This window comes from Streptomyces lushanensis (assembly GCF_001700515.1).
Classification (GTDB): domain Bacteria; phylum Actinomycetota; class Actinomycetes; order Streptomycetales; family Streptomycetaceae; genus Streptomyces; species Streptomyces lushanensis.
In genome coordinates this window covers 1-6,467 of the sequence record NZ_MAUD01000269.1, presented here as the reverse complement: position 1 = coordinate 6,467, position 6,467 = coordinate 1, and the positions used below count along the sequence as shown (strand labels likewise).

8 protein-coding genes are annotated in these 6,467 nt (G+C 68.8%); 4 read left to right on the top strand and 4 right to left on the bottom strand.

Annotated elements, in window-relative coordinates; genetic code table 11:
* The 4 genes from BFF77_RS36295 to BFF77_RS35255 all read right to left on the bottom strand — a co-directional run.
* Window positions 1-583, bottom strand: a 583-nt coding sequence (locus BFF77_RS36295; RefSeq protein WP_211280291.1) for a zf-HC2 domain-containing protein, incomplete at its 3' end; no start/stop codon positions are given.
* The gene (locus BFF77_RS21590) at window positions 580-1,149 is read right to left on the bottom strand and encodes an RNA polymerase sigma factor (RefSeq protein WP_066952437.1); all 570 of its coding nucleotides are present in this window, start codon (window positions 1,147-1,149) and stop codon (window positions 580-582) included. The genes BFF77_RS21590 and BFF77_RS36295, both read right to left, overlap by 4 nt.
* 120 nt (window positions 1,150-1,269) lie before the next feature.
* Complete coding sequence (locus BFF77_RS21585) at window positions 1,270-2,721, bottom strand: hypothetical protein (RefSeq protein WP_066952433.1); 1,452 nt, start codon at window positions 2,719-2,721, stop codon at window positions 1,270-1,272.
* On the bottom strand, window positions 2,718-3,734 hold the full coding sequence (locus tag BFF77_RS35255; RefSeq protein WP_169922701.1) for a hypothetical protein: 1,017 nt from the start codon (window positions 3,732-3,734) through the stop codon (window positions 2,718-2,720). The genes BFF77_RS21585 and BFF77_RS35255 overlap by 4 nt, the downstream gene beginning before the upstream one ends.
* Here BFF77_RS35255 and BFF77_RS35770 point away from each other — a divergent pair.
* From BFF77_RS35770 to BFF77_RS21560, 4 genes are all read left to right on the top strand, one after another.
* Window positions 3,733-4,131, top strand: coding sequence for a hypothetical protein (locus tag BFF77_RS35770; RefSeq protein WP_169922700.1), 399 nt, complete (start codon window positions 3,733-3,735; stop codon window positions 4,129-4,131). The genes BFF77_RS35255 and BFF77_RS35770 overlap by 2 nt on opposite strands.
* Before the next feature lie 120 nt (window positions 4,132-4,251).
* A complete protein-coding gene (locus BFF77_RS21570) occupies window positions 4,252-5,178 on the top strand; it encodes an aminoglycoside phosphotransferase family protein (RefSeq protein ID WP_066952427.1) in 927 nt (308 codons plus the stop codon).
* 116 nt (window positions 5,179-5,294) lie between these two features.
* Window positions 5,295-6,134: a helix-turn-helix domain-containing protein gene (locus tag BFF77_RS21565; RefSeq protein ID WP_066952425.1), complete on the top strand. Its 840-nt coding sequence runs from the start codon at window positions 5,295-5,297 to the stop codon at window positions 6,132-6,134.
* Complete coding sequence (locus tag BFF77_RS21560; RefSeq protein ID WP_066952423.1) at window positions 6,124-6,429, top strand: DUF397 domain-containing protein; 306 nt, start codon at window positions 6,124-6,126, stop codon at window positions 6,427-6,429. Before BFF77_RS21565 ends, BFF77_RS21560 begins: the two co-directional genes overlap by 11 nt.
* Window positions 6,430-6,467: the final 38 nt, after the last annotated feature.

Here is a 6,467-nt window from a genome sequence, read left to right as displayed (position 1 = left end):
CCCCTGCCCAGGCGCCGCCGCTGAGCCGGTCGAAGAGGACGGCGAGCAGGGTCACGAGCACGGTCGTGCACATCCACGGCATCATCACCGGAGAGGCCCAGGCCAGCAGAGGCACGGCCCAGCGGCGGCGCCTGGGCAGGGGAGCGGTCGCGGGCAGCGGCGGCGCCAGCTCCGACCAGACACCGGCGACGAGCGCGGTCACCTCGGGCGCGCCGCCCTCCACCGCGTCGGCGAGCCGCGCGCGGCAGACCGCGCAGGATTCGAGATGGGCCTCCAGCGCCCAGACCTCGTCGCCCGCGATGGCACTGTCGCCGCGTGCGTAGCGGCCGATGAGCGTCTCGGAGGCGTGCTGGGCGGGCGAGGCACCCGTACCCGTGCCGGAGGACCGGCCCGTACCCCTGCGGGAGGAGCGCCCCGTACCCGTGCCCGTGCCGGAGGACCGGTCCGTACCCCTGCGGGAGGAGCGCCCCGTACCCGTGCCCGTGCCGGAGGACCGGTCCGTACCCCTGCGGGAGGAGCGCCCCGTACCCGTGCCCGTGCCGGAGGACCGGTCCGTACCCCCGCGCCCGTGGTTGTCGCTCATGACAGTGCCTCCCGCATGGCTTGCCGTGCCCGACGGGCGCGGGTTTTGACGGTGCCTTCCGGCAGTCCGAGCAGAACGGCGGTCTCCCGTACGGTGAGTCCGTCGAGCACCATGGCCCGCAGTACGTCACCCAGTTCGGGCGCGAGCCGCCGCAGCGCGTCGCCGACCTCGCCGTCGACGCCCGCCGCCAGCACCTCGTCCTCGGCGGCGGGCGCGACGGTGGGGGCGACCCCGGCCGCCATCACCTCGGGAAGGCGCGCGTGGTGCGCGCGTCGGCGGAACGCGTCGACAAGGCGCCGCGCCGCGATCGTCCACAGCCAGCCGACGGCCGTACCGCCGACGGCCGCGCCCGCGAACGCGCCCGCCGCGCGCCACACCGCCAGGTACGTCTCCTGCATGACCTCGGCGACGATCTGCTCGTCCGCACACCGCCGCCGCAGCCGTACGGCCAGCCAGGGCGCGGTGCGCCGGTACAACTCCTCGAACGCGGCGCGGTCGCCCTTGGCGACGAGCCGGACGAGTCCCTCCTCGTCCAGCGCGGTGAGTGTCCTCCTACGTGATCCCACACCGGCTAGACGCACGGCGCGACGGCCAGGTTTTCATCCGGGTGTGCTCTGCGTCACACGGTCCTGTCCGGCCGGACAGGACCGTGCACCCCCTCGAAAGGTTCCAGGACCGGACAGGGCCTAGTCGTCGTCCCCCGCCTGGAGCTGGCCGAAGATCTGCGCCAGATTCAGTCCCGACGGGGACGGCAGGAGGTTCTTCCGCTCCGAACTGGTCGCCGGGATGTTGAGCTGGTCGCTGAACTGCTTGCCGTACTCCTCCTGGAGACCGATCCCGACGAAGCCCCGCCGCGCGTCGGACGTCGCGTCGGGAGGCGTGGGCAGCGCCAGCAGGGCGGCCTGGGCGTTCTGCGCCGAACCGTGCACCAACTGCCAGCGTTCGACGATCATCTGACGGCACTCCTCGACCGTCTTGTACCGCAGACCCGTGTGAATGCGGGAACGGGCGTCGCAGAGTTCGCCGGCCAATTGGAAGAACTGACTGATGTAGTACCGGCTGCGCGACCACATGTACGCGCGATAGGGGACGTGCCGCGGCACGTAGGACGTACCGGAGTCGAGCCACAGCTCGTCGAATCCGGCTTCCTCGCCACTGCCGATGGCATTGTCGAGGTCCTCCAGCCACAACCCCGATGTCCAGCCGTAGAGTTCGCCCTCCATCATGAGGACGCGTGTCAGTTTCTCCTCCAGGCCCTCGCACGCGTAGTCGAAGAGCGCGCCGATCGCGGCGACCGTGAGGGAGTGCCGGACCCGCATGTAACGGAGCAGTACTTCCGCCGTACGGAGCAGTTCGGCGTGGTCGTAATTCGGGAACTGCTCGTCGAACTTGCCCTGCCGCGCGAGACCGACGATCTCCTCCGCGCTCATGCTCGGCGTCACATCGGAGACATAGGTCATGCCGGTGGCGCTGGTCGCCCGCAGGAGCAGGCTCCAGGGATTGGGGAAGGTGCGGTAGTGCTTGAGGAGATCGGGAGCGTACTTGTCGAAGTGCCGGGTGCAGGCCGGGCAGAAACAGGTCTTCTCGACTCTGCCGAGCTGCCCGCTCATTCCCCAGAGATCGGTCACGTCGAGCGCGACCCCTTTGAGTCTGCCGCTGCCCTTCGTTCCGGCCGTGACCTCACGGGCGATGTCGATTCCGGTGCCCAGGATCGCACCGAAGATCTCACTCGTCCGCGGATTGGCGAGACAGGCCTGATTCGCCGTGCGGCCCGCGATGTTACGTGTGCGGATGCCGTCGCCGGGAACGAATCCATGACCGGGGAAGAGGGTTAAGGTGACATCGAGTCCGGCCGTGACGAATACACGGACCGCGTCCGCGAAACTCCCGATCCGGGAGTTGGCCTTCGCGTAGTTGGACATGGGGACGCCGCGAAGCCCGTCGACGTCGAACAGCAGACCGTCGGGCTCCAGCACGGGCAGGGCGACGGCCTTGGCCCGTACGCCCCAGAGCGTCTCGAAGTCGCTCAGGAGGGTCTCCGGGTCCTTGTAGCGCAGGACCGACAGGCTGGGGATGTCCAGTACGCCTTCACCGGCGGTTTCTGAGACTCGTGAGATGCTGAACGGGCGCCGGCTCATGACGTTCTCCTTCTGGCCAATGCGCGGATGGCGGCATCGGTGATGGTGTGATGTCCGTCCGGTCCGGGCTGAAGAAAGCCGCGGGCCGTCAGGGAGCGCAGGACGGAGGTGATATGTCCTGCGGAGGCTTGGGAAAGACATGTGACTGCGGTTTCCGCGATCCGGTTCAGCCCTGGCCGGCCGGGGGCCGAGCGCGGGGCCGGAAATGCCAACGCGTCCAGCAGGATGTACTCGTCGTCCGAGAGCGGCTGGGCGAGTTGACGGCGGAGGATCTTCAGGAGCGCGGCGGGAGACAGGGCACGTTCAGGTGCCGGCTCCGGCTCCGGCTCCGGCTCCGGTGTCGATTCGAGATCGGATTCGAGGTCGGGTTCGATTTCGAGTTCGGGTGCGGATTCCTGATCTGGTTCGGGATTCGCGACGGTGTCGTCCTGCGACTCGGTCTGAAGGCCCTTGAGCCGTTTCCACCGGGTACGCCATTCCTCCAGCCGCGGGTCGTCTCTGCTGACACGCTGCGAGGAGGATGTCAGCGCGGGAGAGTCCGATATGAGCAGCGCCGGCACGAGTGACATGAGGGAGTCGAATTCAGGGAGTCGTACTCCGTTGAAGATGTCACTGAGTGTGGACTTCACCAGTCCTCGGCCGTGCAGGCCGGCGAGTTCGGAGATCTTCTGGAGCGAGGGATTGCCGTGCGAGATCCGCAGAGATCTCAGATCCTTGGCGAATGCGGCCAGTTCGCGCTGGAACACGTCGGGTGATGGTGGTGGTGAGTCACGTGCGAGAGGCTCCAGTTCGGTCATCGGCGGCTCCGATCGGCTTGCGGGGAAGGCAGCGTAGTCGCGTGCGTTCGTCTTTGTCACGGAGTTCGGGGAACGGCGCCGAACGCTGCCGAACGGAAGGAGACGTTCGATCGAACAGAGCCTCCGTTCGACCGCTGACGTGCGCTGTTCTGTATTCTTCGGCGTCGTTCGCTCAGCTCGGACCGAACGGGGGGTCGGGCGTGTGCTGGTGCACATGACGAATGAAGCAATGAACTCCGCGACCGCACCGGCTACTTCATCTCAGGAGCCCGCACTCGCCGAGACCGCCGAGTCCACCGAGACCGCCGAATCCGCCGCCTCCACCGTAACCAACGAGACCACCACCCCCGCCGTTCCCGCCGTACCCGCTGCACCTTCCGTACCCGCCGTACCCGCGGAGCCCGCCGGGTCGGCCGGGTCGGTCGGATCCACCGGGCCCACCAGCGGCATCCCCGCCCTGAGCGAGCGCGTACTGGACCTCATCGCGCTGCTCGTCCTTCTCACGGTCGCCGCCGTGGTCTTCACGGTGGCGGGGCCCGCCGCGTTCACCGCCGTCACCAGTGTCGGCGTGGGGCTGTTCGCCACCTGGCGGACCCGTCCCCCGCGTCGGTGACGCCACCGCAGGCAGGACGCGGGCCCGGAGCTTCCGCTCCGGGCCCGTGGCGGGCGTGGCGCGACACCGCAGCCAAAAGCGTTTGACGCCCACCGACGCGCGGCGATCGGATGGCGCCCCATGAGCACAGGGCAGATGCACCCCGGCCTCCACCCCATCGACGACGACCTCGTACGGCGGCTGGTCGCCGGGCAGTTCCCCCGGTGGGCGGGGCTGGCGGTGGAGCGGGTGCCGTCGGGCGGAACGGTCAACGCCATGTACCGGCTGGGGGACGCCACGGGCGACGGCATGGGCGACGACATGGTCGTACGGCTGCCGCTGGTGAGCGGCGGAGCCAAGGACGTATCACTGGAGCAGCGGTGGCTGCCCCGCCTCGCGCCCCTGCTGCCCGTACCCGTCCCCGAGGTACTCGCGGCCGGACAGCCCGCCGAGGGATATCCGTGGCCGTGGTCGGTGTACGGCTGGTTGGCGGGCGCGAACCCGGAGGCGGGCGCGCTGCGCGAACCCGCCTCGTTGGCCGTGGACTTGGCCGACTTCGTGGCGGCGATGCGGAGCGTCCACCTGCCGGATCCGCCGGACGCCTACCGTGGCGGACCGCTCACCTCGCTCGACGCGCCGACCCGGGCGGCGATCGAGCAACTGCGCACGATCCCCGAGGAGGGCGTCGACTGCGACGCCGTGACCGCCGTGTGGGAGGACGCGCTACGGGCGCCCCGCTGGGACGGGCCACCGGTGTGGCTGCACGCCGATCTGACGCCGGGCAACCTGCTGGTGGACGAAGGCGGCAGGCTGGCCTCCGTCATCGACTTCGGGTGTACGGGAGCGGGCGATCCGGCCTGTGATCTGTTCCCGGCGTGGAATCTCCTGCCGCCGGACGCGAGGGAGATCTTCCGCGAGGCGCTCGACGTGGACGACGTGACCTGGACCCGCGGCCGGGGCCGGACGCTCTCACAGGCGCTGGTCGCGCTGCCGTACTACCGGAAGACGAACCTGGAGATGGCCCGCGACGCACGGCATGTGATCCGGGCGGTGCTGGAGGAAAGCTGACGATCTCTTCGTCATGTCGCTTTCTGTGATGAATGGACTACGGAGTGAAAGGCGGGCGCGTACGCTCCGACCGGGGGCATGGCTCGACAGAACGCATGTCAAGAAGGAGCGTTGCAATGCCGCATGAGGACAAGCGCGAGACGCGGGAGTACCTGCCCCCGCGCAAGCACTTCGGACAGGAACTGCGTATCGCCCGTGAGGCCGCCGGACTGACGCAGCAACAACTCGGCGAGGGCGTGGTCTGCCACGCCAGTCTGATCGCGCACTTCGAGGCGGGAAGGCGCATGCCGCGTGCAGAGGACGCGCAGCGGATCGACAAGGTGCTCGGCACGGGGGGTCGGTTCCACCGGATGCTGAGCATCCTCGAAGAGGCCAAGTACGCCGCGCACTTCCGGGAGGCGGCCGAGGCGGAGCGCTTGGCGACGGCGATCTACCAATTCGCTGTCTCACTGGTCCCCGGCATTTTCCAAACGGCCGACTACGCGCGTGCGGTGTACCGGTCGGGAGAGCCCAACCCCAACCCGAAGCGGATGGACGAGTTGGTCAAGGGTCGAACCTTGCGTCGACTGATGCTGGAGGACCCAGAGACGCCCATGGTGTGGGTTGTCCTCAGTGAGGCAGTCACGCGGACCGTGGTTGGCGGCCCGGCCGTGATGGCCGAGCAACTCCGCGACCTCGCCCGGCTGATGCGGGACGACAGGATCTACTTGCAGATCGTGCCGTTCTCCGCCGGAGCTCACGCGACCATGGGCAGCATGGTCACCCTGATGAGCTTTGACGACGCCCCCGACATGGCGTACGTCGAGGGCGTATTCACCGGAGCCCTGTTCGACGATCCGCACCTCGTGCGAAGGCTCCGTCAGGCATACGATTTGACGAGGGCCGCCGCGTTGCCGCCAGCGGCATCCCTGGCCCTCATCGAATCGGTGGCTGAGGATTACGAAAATGACTGTTAGCCGCATCCCCAAGGCGTCGGCCCTCACCGGCTGGCGCAAGTCCAGCTACAGCGGTCCGGACAACGGCGATTGCGTCGAGGTGACGGACACCATCCCGGCGTCGCTGCTCGCGGGCTGGCGCAAGTCAAGCTACAGCAATCCGGATGGTGGCAGTTGCGTCGAAGTGGCGGACGGCGTCTCCGGCCTCGTCCCCGTCCGTGACAGCAAGAACCCCGACGGCCCGGCCCTCACCGTCCCCGCGCCGGCCTGGACCACCTTCATCACCGCCCTCACCAAGGACGATCTGAGCGCCTGAGCCGGCTCAACCCACCCCCGAGCCCCGCCGTCCCAAAG